General features: G+C 69.1%; 14 protein-coding genes. 2 read left to right on the top strand and 12 right to left on the bottom strand.

Annotation, left to right across the window (positions count from 1 at the left end; genetic code table 11):
- Nucleotides 1–20: 20 nt before the first annotated feature.
- The 7 genes from NP80_RS27880 to NP80_RS27850 form a co-directional block, all read right to left on the bottom strand.
- Nucleotides 21–341, bottom strand: a complete 321-nt coding sequence (locus NP80_RS27880) for a helix-turn-helix domain-containing protein (protein ID WP_006402798.1) — start codon at nucleotides 339–341, stop codon at nucleotides 21–23.
- Nucleotides 334–699: a type II toxin-antitoxin system RelE/ParE family toxin gene (locus NP80_RS27875; protein ID WP_006409663.1), complete on the bottom strand. Its 366-nt coding sequence runs from the start codon at nucleotides 697–699 to the stop codon at nucleotides 334–336. The genes NP80_RS27880 and NP80_RS27875 overlap by 8 nt, the downstream gene beginning before the upstream one ends.
- Nucleotides 700–841: 142 nt before the next feature.
- Nucleotides 842–2659 carry a glutamine--fructose-6-phosphate transaminase (isomerizing) gene (glmS, locus tag NP80_RS27870; RefSeq protein ID WP_006407995.1) on the bottom strand — a complete coding sequence of 606 codons (1818 nt, stop codon included), beginning with the start codon at nucleotides 2657–2659 and terminating at the stop codon, nucleotides 842–844.
- A gap of 53 nt (nucleotides 2660–2712) precedes the next feature.
- Nucleotides 2713–4074, bottom strand: a complete 1362-nt coding sequence (glmU, locus tag NP80_RS27865) for a bifunctional UDP-N-acetylglucosamine diphosphorylase/glucosamine-1-phosphate N-acetyltransferase GlmU (RefSeq protein ID WP_006409035.1) — start codon at nucleotides 4072–4074, stop codon at nucleotides 2713–2715.
- Between the two features lie 136 nt (nucleotides 4075–4210).
- Nucleotides 4211–5206 (bottom strand): tRNA 2-thiocytidine(32) synthetase TtcA, encoded by a 996-nt coding sequence (ttcA, locus tag NP80_RS27860; protein WP_006407993.1) that lies wholly within the window; start codon nucleotides 5204–5206, stop codon nucleotides 4211–4213.
- Nucleotides 5203–5607, bottom strand: a complete 405-nt coding sequence (locus NP80_RS27855) for a dihydroneopterin aldolase (protein WP_006407992.1) — start codon at nucleotides 5605–5607, stop codon at nucleotides 5203–5205. The genes ttcA and NP80_RS27855 overlap by 4 nt, the downstream gene beginning before the upstream one ends.
- A 76-nt stretch (nucleotides 5608–5683) precedes the next feature.
- Nucleotides 5684–6427: a Rossmann fold domain-containing protein gene (locus NP80_RS27850; RefSeq protein WP_045594294.1), complete on the bottom strand. Its 744-nt coding sequence runs from the start codon at nucleotides 6425–6427 to the stop codon at nucleotides 5684–5686.
- A 13-nt stretch (nucleotides 6428–6440) separates the two neighbouring features.
- Here NP80_RS27850 and NP80_RS27845 point away from each other — a divergent pair, with 13 nt between their 5' ends.
- A complete protein-coding gene (locus NP80_RS27845) occupies nucleotides 6441–7631 on the top strand; it encodes a class I SAM-dependent methyltransferase (RefSeq protein ID WP_035945967.1) in 1191 nt (396 codons plus the stop codon).
- A gap of 10 nt (nucleotides 7632–7641) precedes the next feature.
- Nucleotides 7642–7836, top strand: coding sequence for a DUF2905 domain-containing protein (locus NP80_RS27840; RefSeq protein WP_006398048.1), 195 nt, complete (start codon nucleotides 7642–7644; stop codon nucleotides 7834–7836).
- A gap of 66 nt (nucleotides 7837–7902) precedes the next feature.
- Here NP80_RS27840 and NP80_RS27835 read toward each other — a convergent pair whose 3' ends face one another.
- From NP80_RS27835 to NP80_RS27815, 5 genes are all read right to left on the bottom strand, one after another.
- On the bottom strand, nucleotides 7903–8124 hold the full coding sequence (locus NP80_RS27835; protein WP_006398049.1) for a hypothetical protein: 222 nt from the start codon (nucleotides 8122–8124) through the stop codon (nucleotides 7903–7905).
- Nucleotides 8125–8215: 91 nt separating this feature from the next.
- Nucleotides 8216–9124 (bottom strand): carbohydrate kinase family protein, encoded by a 909-nt coding sequence (locus NP80_RS27830; protein ID WP_006409152.1) that lies wholly within the window; start codon nucleotides 9122–9124, stop codon nucleotides 8216–8218.
- Complete coding sequence (locus tag NP80_RS27825) at nucleotides 9121–10401, bottom strand: AGE family epimerase/isomerase (RefSeq protein ID WP_006409151.1); 1281 nt, start codon at nucleotides 10399–10401, stop codon at nucleotides 9121–9123. The genes NP80_RS27830 and NP80_RS27825 overlap by 4 nt, the downstream gene beginning before the upstream one ends.
- The gene (locus NP80_RS27820; protein WP_006398052.1) at nucleotides 10398–11417 is read right to left on the bottom strand and encodes a LacI family DNA-binding transcriptional regulator; all 1020 of its coding nucleotides are present in this window, start codon (nucleotides 11415–11417) and stop codon (nucleotides 10398–10400) included. The genes NP80_RS27825 and NP80_RS27820 overlap by 4 nt, the downstream gene beginning before the upstream one ends.
- Nucleotides 11418–11966: 549 nt before the next feature.
- Complete coding sequence (locus tag NP80_RS27815; protein WP_045594370.1) at nucleotides 11967–13808, bottom strand: EAL domain-containing protein; 1842 nt, start codon at nucleotides 13806–13808, stop codon at nucleotides 11967–11969.
- Between the last annotated feature and the right edge of the window lie 60 nt (nucleotides 13809–13868).

The following is a 13868-nucleotide window of genomic DNA, read 5'->3' as shown; positions in this document are numbered from 1 at the left end:
TGCGAGGCGTAAAGGCGTGCTCAGGAGAACACCTCGAGCCCGTGCTTCTCGACGATCTGCAGCATGCGCGCTGCGATGCCGCTCGGCCGCTTGTCGCCCTGTTCCCATTGGCGGATCGTCGACGTCGTCGTGTTCAGATAGAGCGCGAACACGCTCTGGCTGACGTTGACCGATTTGCGGATGCGCGCAATCGCCTCCGGCGCGAACTGCGGCGCGGCCTCGATGCAGAGCGCGTCGTATTCGCGCATCGTCTTCTTGTCGATCAGGTTGGCGCGATAAAGACCGGACGCGGCGCTGTGGATCGCCTCCGTTGCGTCGCTCTTGAACCGACTCTTAGCCATTGCAAATCTCCACAAGCTCATCCAGTGCGATCAGCGTTGCGAGGTCGCCGTCGGTGCGATGCCCGAAATCGACCGCAAGCTGTCTGAAGACGCGCAGTTCGCGTTCGTCGATGTCGTCCCGGTCGCATTTCGCGAACAGGAACACGAACACCCACGCCTGCTCGATCCTGCCCAGCACGATTGCGCGCCGACGGTTGCCGTCGAGGCGCTTCTTCCAGACGTTGCCGCCGAGATCGACGCCCTGACCGCGCGCCAGCTCGCGCACTGCGCGGCATAGCTCGGCGCCGACGATTCCCGCTTTTCGGGCGGCCTTGTGAAACCACTTGGTCTTGAAAACGCGTCGTACGGAAGCAGGCATGACGGGCCGATCGAGCTAGCACAGGATTATATACCACTTAGTGGTATAAATCTCGCGCTGGCCGAACGGCCGACAGCAGCCGGCCCGGCACCGGCGCGCGACCGGGATGGCCCCGTGGGGCGTTCCCGAGCGCGGTACTGCCTTATTCCACCGTCACCGACTTCGCGAGGTTCCGCGGCTTGTCGACGTCGGTGCCGCGCGCGCATGCGGTGTGATACGCGAGCAGCTGCAGCGGCACCACGTGCAGGATCGGCGACAGTTGCCCGTAGTGCTCGGGCATCCGGATCACGTGCAGGCCGTCGCCGTTGACGATCTGCGTGTCCGCATCGGCGAACACGTACAACTCGCCGCCGCGCGCACGCACTTCCTGCATGTTCGATTTCAGCTTCTCGAGCAGCGTGTCGTTCGGCGCAACGGTAATCACCGGCATCGCTTCGGTGACGAGCGCGAGCGGACCGTGCTTCAACTCGCCGGCCGGGTACGCCTCCGCGTGGATGTACGAGATTTCCTTCAGCTTCAGCGCGCCTTCGAGCGCGATCGGGTAGTGCAGCCCGCGGCCGAGGAACAGCGCGTTTTCCTTGCGCGCGAATTCGTCGGCCCACGCGATGATCTGCGGCTCGAGCGCGAGCACGCTGTTCAGCGCGGCCGGCAGATGGCGAAGCTGCTTCAGATATTCCGTTTCCTGCGCGGCGTCGACGTGCCCGCGCAGCTTGCCGAGCGTCGCGGCGAGCACGAACAGCGCGACGAGCTGCGTCGTGAATGCCTTCGTCGACGCGACGCCGATCTCGGTGCCCGCGTGCGTGAGGAACTGCATGCCGGTCAGGCGCACCATCGCGCTCGTTGCGACGTTGCAGATCGCGAGCGTGTGCGTGTGGCCGAGCGCCTGCGCGTGCTTGAGCGCGGCGAGCGTGTCGGCCGTTTCGCCGGACTGCGAGATCACCAGCACGAGCTGGCGCGGGTTCGGCACCGAGTCGCGATAGCGGTATTCGCTCGCGATCTCGACCTGCGTCGGGATCTTCGCGATCGACTCGAGCCAGTACTTCGCGGTCAGCCCCGAGTAGTAGCTCGTGCCGCACGCGAGGATCAGCAGGCTGTCGATCTGCGCGAACGCGGCGGGCGCGGCGTCGCCGAACAGCGTCGCGTCGAACGCGTCCGTCTGCGGTACCGTGTCGCCGATCGCGCGCGGCTGTTCGAAGATTTCCTTCTGCATGAAGTGGCGATACGGGCCGAGTTCGACCGCGCCGCCGTAGGCGCTGACCACGCGGATCTCGCGCTGCGCGAGCGCGCCGTGGCGATCGACGATCTTCACGCCGTCGAGCGACAGCTCGCAGACGTCGCCTTCCTCGAGAAACGTGAAGCGGTCGGTGCTGCCGGCGAGCGCAAGCGCGTCGGACGCGACGAAGTTCTCGCCGTCGCCGTGGCCGACCACGAGCGGCGAGCCCTGACGCGCGCCGACGACCGTATGCGGCTGGTCCTTGTGGATCACCGCGATCGCATACGCGCCGTGCAGCTGCTGCACCGCTTCGCGCACGGCGTCGAACAGATTGCCGCGATAGAGGCTGTGCACGAGGTGCGCGATCACTTCGGTGTCCGTTTGCGACACGAACTCGTAGCCCTTCGCGCGCAGTGCGTCGCGCAGCGGCTCGAAGTTTTCGATGATGCCGTTGTGCACGAGCGCGAGCGCGCCGGACGAGAAGATCGGATGCGCGTTGTGCGTGACGGGCGCGCCGTGCGTCGCCCAGCGCGTATGCGCGATGCCGGTCGTGCCTTCGAGGTGCGAGTCGCGAACCTGCGCGTCGAGATCGGCGACGCGCGCGACGCTGCGCGCGCGCTTGGGCGCATCCGCTTCGAGCACGGCGACGCCGCACGAATCGTAGCCACGGTATTCGAGGCGCCGCAATCCTTCGATCAGCACCGGAACGATATTACGCTGCGCAACTGCGCCGACAATGCCGCACATGAATGGTCAATCCTGTAAGTCGACGCGGGCGCCGCGCGGCGCCCGCAAAAGGTTCAGCTCTTCTTCTTGACGGGGCGCACGTAGCCGCTCTTCGCGGTCTGCGTCTTCTCGTTCAGCGCGAGCACGCCGTCGGCGACGTCCTTCCACACCGTCGTGCCGGCCGCGATCGTCACGCCGCGGCCGACGCGCACCGGCGCGACGAGCTGCGTGTCGGAGCCGACGAACACGTCGTCCTCGATCACGGTGCGGAACTTGTTCGCGCCGTCGTAGTTGCAGGTGATCGTGCCCGCGCCGATGTTGACGCGCGCGCCGATGTCGGCGTCGCCGATATACGTGAGGTGATTCGCCTTCGAGCCGTGGCCGATCACTGCGTTCTTCACCTCGACGAAGTTGCCGACGTGCGCTTCGTCCGCGAGTTGCGCGCCGGGGCGCAGCCGCGCGTACGGGCCGATGACCGTGTGCGCGCCGAGCTTGGCGCCGTCGATATGCGTGAACGCGTCGATGCGTGTGCCGGCGCCGACCGACGCATTGCGGATCACGCAGTTCGCGCCGATCGTCACGTTGTCGGCGAGCGTCACGTCGCCTTCGAACACGCAGTTCACGTCGATCGATACGTCGCGCCCGCAGCGCAGCGTGCCGCGCACGTCGATGCGTGCGGGATCGGCGAGCGTGACGCCGTCGGCGAGCAGCGCATCGGCGACGTTGCGCTGATGGATGCGCTCGAGCTCGGCGAGCTGCGCCTTGCTGTTCACGCCGAGCGTTTCCCATTCCTCGTCGGGCTGCGCGGTGACGACCTCGAAGCCGGCCTCGATGGCGAGTTCGACGACGTCGGTCAGGTAGTACTCGCCCTGCGCGTTCTCGTTCTTCAGCGCGCCGAGCCACATCGCGAGCTGCGCGGTGGGCGTGACGATGATGCCGGTGTTGATCTCGGCGATCTTCAGTTCGTCGGGCGACGCGTCCTTCTGCTCGACGATGCGCGTGACGAAGCCCGATGCGTCGCGCACGATGCGGCCGTAACCGGTCGGATCGTCGAGCGTGACGGTCAGAATCCCGTAGCGTCCGTCGCGTGCGGCGTCGACGAGCCGCTGCAGCGTCGATGCGCGCGTGAGCGGCACGTCGCCGTAGAGCACGAGCGTCGGCTGCGCGGGATCGAGCAGCGGCAGCGCCTGGCGCACCGCATGACCGGTGCCGAGCTGCTCGGCCTGCACCGCGAACTGGATATCGGGCGCCGCGACGGCGGCACGGACCTGCTCGGCGCCGTGACCGACGACGACGACGAGCCGGGACGGCTGCAACGTGCGCGCGGTCGCGATGACGTGGGAGAGGAGCGGCCTGCCGGCCACGGGATGGAGCACCTTCGGCAGCGCGGAACGCATGCGCTTGCCGGTGCCTGCCGCCAAAATCACGATATTCATGGCGCCAGCTTGTCAGAGGAGTTTGAAGCCGACCATTTTAGCATGCGGCCCCCGTCGCTCCGGGCGTTGCGCCACGTTCGAACGGGGCCGGAACGGGGCGGCGGAACCCTGATCCGGCGGGCGTTCCGGCCCTGTCTTAGAGGTCGTCGAACTGGACGATCGAGATCGGTTTCGCGCCGCCCGGCGCGGCTGTCTCGTCGCCGCTCGCGCACGGTTCCTCGTCGAACGCGATGTCGCCCTGCGGGTCGGCCTGGCCGGTCGCGCGCAGCGACGCGAACGGGAACAGCGTCGTATCCATCAGATGCGACGGCACGACGTTCGCGAGCGCGTTGAACATGTTGTCGACGCGGCCGGGGAAGCGCTTGTCCCATTCGCGGATCAGCGCCTTCATTTCCGCGCGCTTCAGGTTCGGCTGGCTGCCGCACAGATTGCACGGAATGATCGGGAATTCGCGCAGCTCCGCGTATTTCTCGAGGTCGGTTTCCTTCACGTAGGCGAGCGGCCGGATCACGACGTTCTTGCCGTCGTCGGACTGCAGCTTCGGCGGCATCCCCTTCAGCTTGCCGCCGTAGAACATGTTGAGCAGCAGCGTCTGCACGATGTCGTCGCGGTGATGGCCGAGCGCGATCTTGGTCGCGCCGAGCTCGCCGGCGACGCGGTACAGGATCCCGCGGCGCAGCCGCGAGCACAGCGAGCAGGTCGTCTTGCCTTCCGGCACGAGCCGCTTGACGATGCTGTAGGTATCCTGGTTCTCGATATGGAACGGCACGCCGATCTGCGTCAGGTACTCGGGCAGCACGTGCTCGGGAAAGCCCGGCTGCTTCTGGTCGAGGTTCACCGCGACGATGTCGAAGTCGATCGGCGCACGCTCGCGCAGGCGCAGCAGGATGTCGAGCATCGCATAGCTGTCCTTGCCGCCCGACAGGCACACCATCACCTTGTCGCCGTCCTCGATCATGTTGTAGTCGCCGATCGCCTGGCCGACCTGGCGCACGATCCGCTTGAACAGCTTGTTGTTCTCGTACGCTTCCTTCTGCTCGCGGCGCGTCAGTGCGCGGCGGCCGACTTCGGCGGCGCTTGCTTCGATGGTGGCGACGTCGGCCGCCGTGTCGTTCGTTTGGGGGGCGTTCATGCTCGCTCCTCGTCCTTGATGCGAAAGACTTCGACGCCGACGGCGTCGCAGTCCGGATAGGCGTCCGGTTTCTCGGTACAGACGCGTACCGCGCGCACGGCGTCGTGCGCCAGCAGGTGCGCGGCGATCGCGTCACACAGCGTTTCCTGCAGATGGATGTGGCCGCGCGCCACGCACTGCGCGACGCTCTGCTTCATCAGGTCGTAGTCGACGACTTCGTGCAGCCGGTCGTCCACCGGCGTCGAACGCGCGAGCGGCACGAACAGGTCGACGTTGATGACGACGCGCTGCTCGCCGCGCTTCTCGTGTTCGAAGGCCCCGATGTTGATGTGCACCTCGTAGTCGCGCAGGTAGAGCCTGCGGCAATCCGCGAGGCGGGGGTGCAGGAGAGCGGAAAACATGGTCGTCCCAGTCAAATTGGCGTGCGCACACGCAAAGCGGCGCGGGCGGCGGCGCGATGCCGCACGCCCGCGCGGTTCATTCATTCGGGCCGTCCGCCGGCGGCACGAGGTGCTCGCCGCCGTCGACGGTCAGCGTCGCGCCCGTCACGCCGGGCGCGTTCGCGAGATAGCAGGCGGCCGCCGCGATGTCGTCCGCATGCGGCGCGCGGCCGCGCACCAGCGCCGCGACGCGCACCTTCGGCGCGAGCGCGAGCGCGAGTGCCGACGTCGCGCGGCTCAGCGCGGCCTGCATCAGCGCATGCGACAGCTGCGCGGGCGCCGGGTGAAACAGTGCCTGATCCAGCACGTGGATCGCGCATGCGCGCAGCGCTTCGTCGTCGCGCGCGGCGTCGGGCGTCGCGTCGGCGAGCGCGCGTGCCAGCGCGAGCGGCGCCGTCACGTTGCGCGCGAGCGCGGCGGCGAGCGTCGCGCCGTCGATCGTCTGCGCATCGTCCGCACCGGCGCACGCGGTGACGAATACCGCGCATGCGGGCCGGCCGAGCGTAGCGCCGCATGCGGCGATCAGCGTCGCGGCATCGCCCTCCAGGGCCAGATCGGCGTCGAGCACGGCGGCGCGACGGCCGAGCGCCGCGGCGTCGGCGGCGGCCGCGTCGGCGTCTGCGCGCGCGGCGCCGGGGCCGCACTGCAGCGCGACGTCCCAGCCGCGCCGCGCGAACGCCGCAGCGAGCGCGCGCCCGAGCGGCACGGGATCGGCGCGGCGGTCGAACGCGCCGGCGACGAGCGCTACGCGCGCGGCCGGCGTATCGGCTGAAACGGTCATTTACAATGCCGGGATGAACCCGAAAGCTCACGAACCCGCTAGTTTACCTGCTCCCGGCCCCGATGCGCTCGCGCAGTCCGAAACGCTCGCCGCGCAACTGCGCGCCGAGATCGCGGCGGCCGGCGGCTGGCTGCCGTTCTCCCGCTTCATGGAGCGCGCGCTGTACGCGCCGGGCCTCGGCTATTACAGCGGCGGCGCGCGCAAGTTCGGCCGCCGCGCGGACGACGGCAGCGACTTCGTCACCGCGCCCGAACTGTCGCCGCTGTTCGCGCAGACGCTCGCGCAGCCGGTCGCCGACGCGCTCGCGGCGAGCGGCACGCCGCGCGTGATGGAATTCGGCGCCGGCACCGGCAAGCTCGCGGCCGGCCTGCTCGCGGCGCTCGATGCGCTCGGCGCGACACTGGACGAGTACCTGATCGTCGACCTGTCCGGCGAGCTGCGCGCGCGCCAGCGCGACACGATCGCGGCGGCCGCGCCGGCGCTGGCCGCGAAGGTCCGCTGGCTCGATGCGTTGCCCGAGCGGTTCGAGGGCGTCGTGATCGGCAACGAAGTGCTCGACGCGATGCCGGTGCGGCTGTTCGCGAAGGCCGGCGGCGCCTGGCGCGAGCGCGGCGTCGCGCTCGACGCGCAGCACGCGTTCGTGTTCGACGATCGCGCGGTCGCGCCGGCCGACGTGCCGCCGGCGCTCGCGGGCCTCGACGTCGACGACGGCTACGTGACCGAGACGCACGAGGCCGCGCTCGCGTTCACGCGCACGGTCTGCACGATGCTCGCGCGCGGCGCGGTGCTGCTGATCGACTACGGGTTCCCGGCGCACGAGTACTACCATCCGCAGCGCGACCGCGGCACGCTGATGTGCCACTACCGGCACCACGCACACGACGATCCGTTCCTGTATCCGGGGCTGCAGGACATCACCGCGCACGTCGAATTCACCGGCATCTACGAGGCCGGCATCGCCGCCGGCGCGGACCTGCTCGGCTACACGTCCCAGGCGCGCTTTCTGCTGAATGCCGGCATCACCGACGCGCTCGCCGCGATCGATCCGTCCGACGTCACGCAGTTTTTGCCGGCCGCGAACGCGGTGCAGAAGCTGATTTCGGAGGCGGAGATGGGCGAGCTGTTCAAGGTGATCGCGTTCTCGCGCGGCATCGACGGCACGCTCGACGCATTCGTGCGCGGCGACCGCTCGCACGCGCTGTGACGGAGGCCGCATGCTGCGCTGGCTGATGGCGTCGTTCGTCGCGGTGATGATCCTGACGCGCTGCTGGCCGTGGCTCGGCAAGCTCGGCATCGGCCGCCTGCCCGGCGACGTCACGCTGACGCTCGGCGGCCGGCGCTATCCGTTCCCGTTCATGTCGACGCTGGTCGTGACGATGCTCGTGTCGACGCTCGCGCGTCTGCTTTGACGCGATAGCGGACGCGCGTGCTGCCGCACGCCGCGTCGGACGGGCCGCGACGGGCGGCCCTTGCCCTTACAGCTCGATCTCGCCGAGTATCCGGTGAGCGAGCGCCTTCGCTTCCTCGAACGCCTCTTCCTCGCTCGAGCTCGTCGCGCCGACCTCGTAGACCGTGTTGTCCGGCGTATCGCCTTCGTCGCGCGTGAGGATCACGTAGCCCTCGAACTGGCCGCCGTCCGCCTTGCGCGTGTGCGCCTTCGCCGTGTAGATGCCCTTCGTGAACGTGTTCGTGTCCATGATGCCTCTCCCGCAAAAGGACGCTTCATCGTAGCACTGCGGCGCAGCATGTCCAGCGCGGTGTATCGGCGGCCGATCGATCGACGCGCGTTCAGCGTTCGAGCAGGGCGACGACTTCGTCGAGCGTCGGCGCATGCGCGCCCGTGTGCCGGCACGCGGCCGCACCGGCAGCGAGCGCGAAGGTCAGATGTTCGCGCCACGACCGCTGCGGCGCCGCCATCAGGCTGAACAGCATCCCGCCGATCGACGCGTCGCCCGCGCCGACGGTGTCCGCGACCTCGACGCGCGGCGGCCGCGCGTCGTAGCGTTCGCCGTCCGCATAGAGCGTCGCGGGCTGCGCGCCGCGCGTGACCAGCACGGCCGCGCGCGGATTCAGCGCGCGCACTGCCTCGATCGCGTTGTCGCCATCGCTGCCGAACAGATGCCGCAGATCCTCGTCGGACACCTTGATCAGATCGGCGAGGCCGGCCATTTTCTCGAGCGTCGGCCGGTACGCGGCCGTCATCAGGTTGCGCACGTTCGGATCGAAGCTGATCTTCACGCCGCGCGCATGGAGATCGGCCGCGAGTGCGACGAGCGTGCCCGCGAGCGGTTCGCGCACGAGGCTGATGCAGCCGAAATGCGCCCATTGCACGTGCTCGGCCCAGCCGGCCGGCAGACGCGCCGGGTCGAACGCGAGATCCGCGCTCGCTTCGCCGATGAAGAAGTACGCGGGCGGCCGCGTCTCGTGGACGATCGCGAGCAGCGGCGGCCGCGCGACGCGCTGCAGGAAGCGCAGATCGAGGCCGGCCGCTTCGCTCGTGTGCCACAGCACGTCAGAAAAGCAGTCTTCGCCGATCGCGCCCGCGAGCGCACTCGGCACGCCGAGCCGCGCGACCGCGCGCGCGACGTTCCAGCCGGCGCCGCCCGGCACCGAGGTCCATTGCGCGTCGCCTGCGCGCACCATGTCGGTCAGGATGTCGCCTGCCGACACGAAAGCCGGAAACGTGCCGCCGCTCATTGCGCTTGCTCGCTGCGCGCCGTGCGCGCGAGGGTCGCGAGCACGTCGTAGCACGCGCCCATCGTGTGATAGTCGGTTTTCCCGGCCGGGCTTTTCTCGTCGCTGTACTTGCGGTTGTCGCAGGTGAGGATCCGGTACCACGCGCCGTAGCGGTGATCGACGAAATGCGCCCAGCTGTAGCGCCAGATCTCGTCGTACCAGTCCCAGAAGCGCTCGGCGCCGGTGCGCGCGCCGAGCATCGCGGCGGCCGCGAAGGTTTCGGCCTGCACCCAGAAATACTTGTTGTGGTCGCAGATCGTGAAGTCGGGGCCGAAGCCGTAGCAGAGGCCGCCGTGGTCGGTGTCCCAGGCGTGCGTGAGCGCGGCGTCGAACAGTTCGGCCGCGCGCGGCACGAGCCAGTCGAGCGGACGGTGCCGTTCGAGGATCAGCAGCAGCTTCGCCCATTCGGTCTGGTGGCCCGGCTGGAAGCCCCACGGACGGAAGATGTTCGAGCTGTCTTCCTTGTTGTAGTCCCAGTCGACCGACCAGTCCGCGTGGTAGTGCTCCCAGACGAGCCCGCCGGCGAGCGCGGCCTGGCGTTGCGTGATGTTCGTCGCGACCTTTTCCGCGCGATCGAGATACGTCAGGTGGCCGGTCGCTTCGTACGCAGCGAGCAGCGCTTCGGTCATGTGCATGTTCGCGTTCTGGCCGCGATACGTCGACACGATCCAGTTCGGCGTCGCATCGTCGGCATAGAGGCCCGCGGCGGGATCCCAGAAGCGGTGCTCGGCGAGCTCGTAGGTCGCGGCGATCAGCGGGCGTGCTTCCTCGATGCCGGCCATCGTCGCATGCGCGGCCGCGAGCAGCACGAACGCGAGCCCGTAGCAGTGGCGCGTGCCGTCGAGCGTCGCGCGCTTCGCGCCGTCGCGCCACTCGAGCTCCCAGTCGTAGCCCTGCAGCTGTTCGTCCCAGTGTGCGTCGCGCAGGAAGCGCAGCCCGTGGCGCGCGTAGTCGAGATGGCGCGGATCGCCGAAATGCCGGTACGCCATCGCGTAGTTGAACACGAACCGGCAGCTGCTCACGAGGTGGCGCGACGTGCGGTTATAGACGCTGCCGTCGTCGCGGAAGTAATGGTAGAAGCCGCCGGTCGGATCGAGTACGTTCGGCGCGTAGAAGCGCAGCGTGTCCTCGACGTGCGACAGCAGGAACGACGGATCGCGGAAGTTGGCGACGAACGGCGCCGGCTGCGCATGGGCGGCCGGCGTGGTGGGGCAGGACTGGACCGGAGGCATGTTCATGATTCGGTGACCGTGGCGGTATCGAGGGCCGGCGAGCCGGCGGACTGGCTGCTGGCCCGCACGATCAGCTCGACGGGCAGCGAGATCTCGGTGTGTTCGGGCGACTCGGCGAGCAGCAGTTCGACGCCGCGGCGGCCGAGCGCTTCCTTGTCGACCGCGAGCGTCGTCAGCGGCGGGTTCGCGTGCGCGGCGGCGGGAATGTCGTCGAAGCCGACGATCGCGATGTCGTCGGGAATCCGCAGGCCGCGGGCGAGGCACACGCGCTGGGCGGCCAGCGCGGCCGCGTCGTTGTACGCGAACACCGCGTCGGGCCGCGGGCCCGGCGCATCGAGCAGTTGCTGCATCGCGCGCGTGGCGCCGGTGTCGGGATCGAGCCCTGCGTCGATCGTCACTTCGTACGCGGGATCGAACAGTCGGCCGGCCTCGAAGAATGCGCGGCGATAGCCGATCGCGCGCTGCGCGATGCTGTAGTGCGCGGGCGAGCCGCCGATGAAGGCGATCCGCGAACGGCCCGTTGCGAGCAGATGGCGCATCGCGAGCGCGGCGCCCGTCGCGTTGTCGATGTTCACCGAACGCAGGCCCGGCGCCCACAGGTCGATCAGCACGAGCGGGCGGCCCGTCGCGGCGAGCGCCTCGATCGTTTCCGGTTCGATGAAGCCCGCGACCGCGATCGCGTCGGGCGCGTGCGGACGCATCTGGCGCAGCACGTCGTCGTTCGGGCCGACCGTCAGCAGCGTCGGCACGATGCCGCGCTCGCGGCAGGCGTCCTCGACGCCGTGCAGCACGTGCGAGAAGAACGGGCTCGCCGGAAAGCGGTTGTGCTGCCGATGCAGCAGGAACGTGAGCCGGCGGATGCGCGGCCGCAGTTGCGCGTGGTCGTAGCCGAGCCGCTGCGCGATCTCGACGATCCGCGCGCGCGTCGTTTCGGACAGGCCCGGCTGGTTCTTCAGCGCGCGCGACACGGTGCCGATCGAAACCTCTGCCGCCCGCGCCACGTCGCGAATGGTGGTGCCCATCGTTCGGGTTCCGGAATGTTTAGGTTGACGGCGATTGTATAGTAAAACCCGTTTGTGAAAGCGGGTCGGATAACCGGGGAATACCCGCAGATAACAGCTTTTAGCGTGCTAATCAGTGAAAACGACGTTACTAAAAATACTAAACAAAGCGCGAAAAAGGCAAGGTGAACGAGTGACGGCACGCTGGATGGGGCCGCGGGCGGGCGTGGTGCGCCGGAAGCGTGCTGGGAGCGGGGCGGGCTGAACTGGGCCGCAGCTGGGCAGAGCAGGTCGGAGCAGACCGGAGCAGGTCGGAGCAGACCGGAGCAGACCGGAGCAGACCGGAGCAGGCGAGAGCTGCCTTGAGCAGGTAGAAGCATGCCGGGGCAGGCGCGAGCATGGCCCAGAGCGGGCTGGAACGGGCCCGAGCACGCCGACGCGGGCTGGCGGCGCGCGAAGGCGCGATGGCCCGAAGGTCGCCTGCGTCGCGCAATCCGGGGCGCCGCCAGACAAGCCGGCAACGCCGCAGGCGCCAGGCCGACACGTACCCGAGCCCTCGCCCCGCGCGGTTCAGCCCGCGCTCGCGCCGGGCGGCTCGCCGCGCTCCCGCAGCGCCGCGCGGCCCACATCGAGGTCGACCACCGCCAGTCCGCCCGGCTGTTGTTTCGCGCGCCGCTTCGCGAGCGCGGCGACCGACGCGATTTCGTCGCTGCCATAGCGCTTCGCGCCGTGTGCGCCGGCCGGTACGCTGACCGCGCCGATCGCCATCGTCACGAAACCGAAGAACGCAGGGTTGCCGTGGCGATCCTCGCCGCGCAGGCCGCCTGCCTGCCGGTCGGCCTGCGTATAGAACAGCTGCGCGCCCTGATTGAAGCGCTCGATCGCGGCGAGCGCGCGCGACCGCCAGTCGTCGCGCTGAAACAGCACGAGGAAATCGTCGCCGCCGACGTGCCCGAGAAAGTCGCGCTGCGGATCGCAGACGCCGGCCAGCACCGTCGCGGCGAACTTCAGCACCTCGTCGCCTTGCCAGTAGCCGTACTGGTCGTTGAAGGGCTTGAACTGGTTCAGGTCGACGTAGCACGCGTGAAAGCCGGCGTCGCGTGCGAGCAGGCGATCGATGTGCGCGCTGATCGGGATGTTGCCGGGCAGGAACGTCAGCGGGTTCGCATAGCGTGCGGCCTCGATGCGCATCTCGGTCACCGCGCGCACGAGGCTTTCGCCGGTGCCGAGCCCGACGTAGCGGCCGTGCTCGGTGATCACGAAGCCGTCCGCCAGATAGCGCTGGTCATGGCTCGCGAGCAGCATCGCGAGCTGCTCGAAGGTCGTCGAGTTCTCGATCATCAGCGGCGCGTCGTTCGCGAACTGCAGGCACGGCTTCTTGCCGAACACCTCGCGGTGGTACGGCAGCGCGAAGCGGTCGATGAAGCCGCGGCGGTTGACCAGCGCGACGGGCCGCCCGCGCTCGACGAGCGCGACCGCGTGCAGGTCGGGCATCCGGTTGAACAAGTCCAGCACGTCGTTGCTGGTCGCGTCGCGCGGCAGCGCCGGCGCCGGCACGAGCATCTTCGAGGCGATCGTGCCGGCCGGCCGCGCGATGCGTGTCGCACCGGGGAACACGGCGATGTGCGGCGTGCGGATCGCGTCGCGCGCGGCGGGCGCGACGACGCGCGAAGGCCGCGCATTCGGGCGGCCGAGCAGGAAGCCCTGCACGCAGCAGATGCCCATGTCGCGCACGACGATCAGGTCGCATTCGTTCTCGATGCCTTCCGCGATCAGTTTCGCGCCGCTCGCATGCGCGAAATGCTGCATCGCCTTCACGGCTTCGAACTTGAGCGGGTCGCGCGCGATGTCGTGGATGAAGAAGCGGTCGATCTTCACGACGTCCGGGTGCAGGCGCAGCCAGAGGTTCATGCTCGCGTTCGCGGTGCCGTAGTCGTCGAGTGCGAGCTGGATGCCCGCATCGCGCAGCGACGCGATCGCCGGCACGATATGCGCGACGTCGGTCGTCGCGTTCTGCTCGGTCAACTCGATCACGATGCGCTCGGCGCCGACCCGCGCGCGCCCGAGCAGCATGCGGGCACGCTCGCGTTCGCGCGCGAGTTGCAGGATCGTGCCGGCGCTGAAATTGAGGAACAGCTTGCCGTCGCAGCCGAGCGCCGCGAACGCGTCGAGGCAGGTGAGCGCGGCCGCCTGTTCGAGCGCGAGCGTCTCGCCCTCGCGCGCGGCCTGCGCGAACAACGCGGCAGGCGGCTCGAGCTCGGTGCCGTGCGGCCCGCGGATCAGCCCCTCGTAGCCGATGACGGTTCCGGACCCGAGGTCGACGATCGGCTGGAACACGGCGGCGAGCGCGCGATCCGCGATCAGGCGCGAGGTGCTGCCGGCGGCAGCGGGAGCGGGAGGGGGCGCGGGCATGAGCGTGGCGGCCGAAGCGACGGGACCCACGACTTAACGGCAGCGCGCGCGCAGAATTGA

This window comes from Burkholderia multivorans ATCC BAA-247 (assembly GCF_000959525.1).
In the GTDB taxonomy this organism is placed as follows: Bacteria; Pseudomonadota; Gammaproteobacteria; order Burkholderiales; family Burkholderiaceae; genus Burkholderia; species Burkholderia multivorans.
The sequence above is the reverse complement of the archived record's forward strand: the minus strand, read 5'-3'. Positions and strand labels throughout refer to the sequence as shown.

Excerpts from the sequence above, each read along its gene's own strand:
- NP80_RS27880 (WP_006402798.1), bottom strand. The coding sequence starts at position 341 with ATGGCTAAGAGTCGGTTCAAGAGCGACGCAACGGAGGCGATCCACAGC.
- NP80_RS27875 (WP_006409663.1), bottom strand. The coding sequence starts at position 699 with ATGCCTGCTTCCGTACGACGCGTTTTCAAGACCAAGTGGTTTCACAAG.
- glmS (WP_006407995.1), bottom strand. The coding sequence starts at position 2,659 with ATGTGCGGCATTGTCGGCGCAGTTGCGCAGCGTAATATCGTTCCGGTG.
- glmU (WP_006409035.1), bottom strand. The coding sequence starts at position 4,074 with ATGAATATCGTGATTTTGGCGGCAGGCACCGGCAAGCGCATGCGTTCC.
- ttcA (WP_006407993.1), bottom strand. The coding sequence starts at position 5,206 with ATGAACGCCCCCCAAACGAACGACACGGCGGCCGACGTCGCCACCATC.
- NP80_RS27855 (WP_006407992.1), bottom strand. The coding sequence starts at position 5,607 with ATGTTTTCCGCTCTCCTGCACCCCCGCCTCGCGGATTGCCGCAGGCTC.
- NP80_RS27850 (WP_045594294.1), bottom strand. The coding sequence starts at position 6,427 with ATGACCGTTTCAGCCGATACGCCGGCCGCGCGCGTAGCGCTCGTCGCC.
- NP80_RS27845 (WP_035945967.1), top strand. The coding sequence starts at position 6,441 with ATGAACCCGAAAGCTCACGAACCCGCTAGTTTACCTGCTCCCGGCCCC.
- NP80_RS27840 (WP_006398048.1), top strand. The coding sequence starts at position 7,642 with ATGCTGCGCTGGCTGATGGCGTCGTTCGTCGCGGTGATGATCCTGACG.
- NP80_RS27835 (WP_006398049.1), bottom strand. The coding sequence starts at position 8,124 with ATGGACACGAACACGTTCACGAAGGGCATCTACACGGCGAAGGCGCAC.
- NP80_RS27830 (WP_006409152.1), bottom strand. The coding sequence starts at position 9,124 with ATGAGCGGCGGCACGTTTCCGGCTTTCGTGTCGGCAGGCGACATCCTG.
- NP80_RS27825 (WP_006409151.1), bottom strand. The coding sequence starts at position 10,401 with ATGAACATGCCTCCGGTCCAGTCCTGCCCCACCACGCCGGCCGCCCAT.
- NP80_RS27820 (WP_006398052.1), bottom strand. The coding sequence starts at position 11,417 with ATGGGCACCACCATTCGCGACGTGGCGCGGGCGGCAGAGGTTTCGATC.
- NP80_RS27815 (WP_045594370.1), bottom strand. The coding sequence starts at position 13,808 with ATGCCCGCGCCCCCTCCCGCTCCCGCTGCCGCCGGCAGCACCTCGCGC.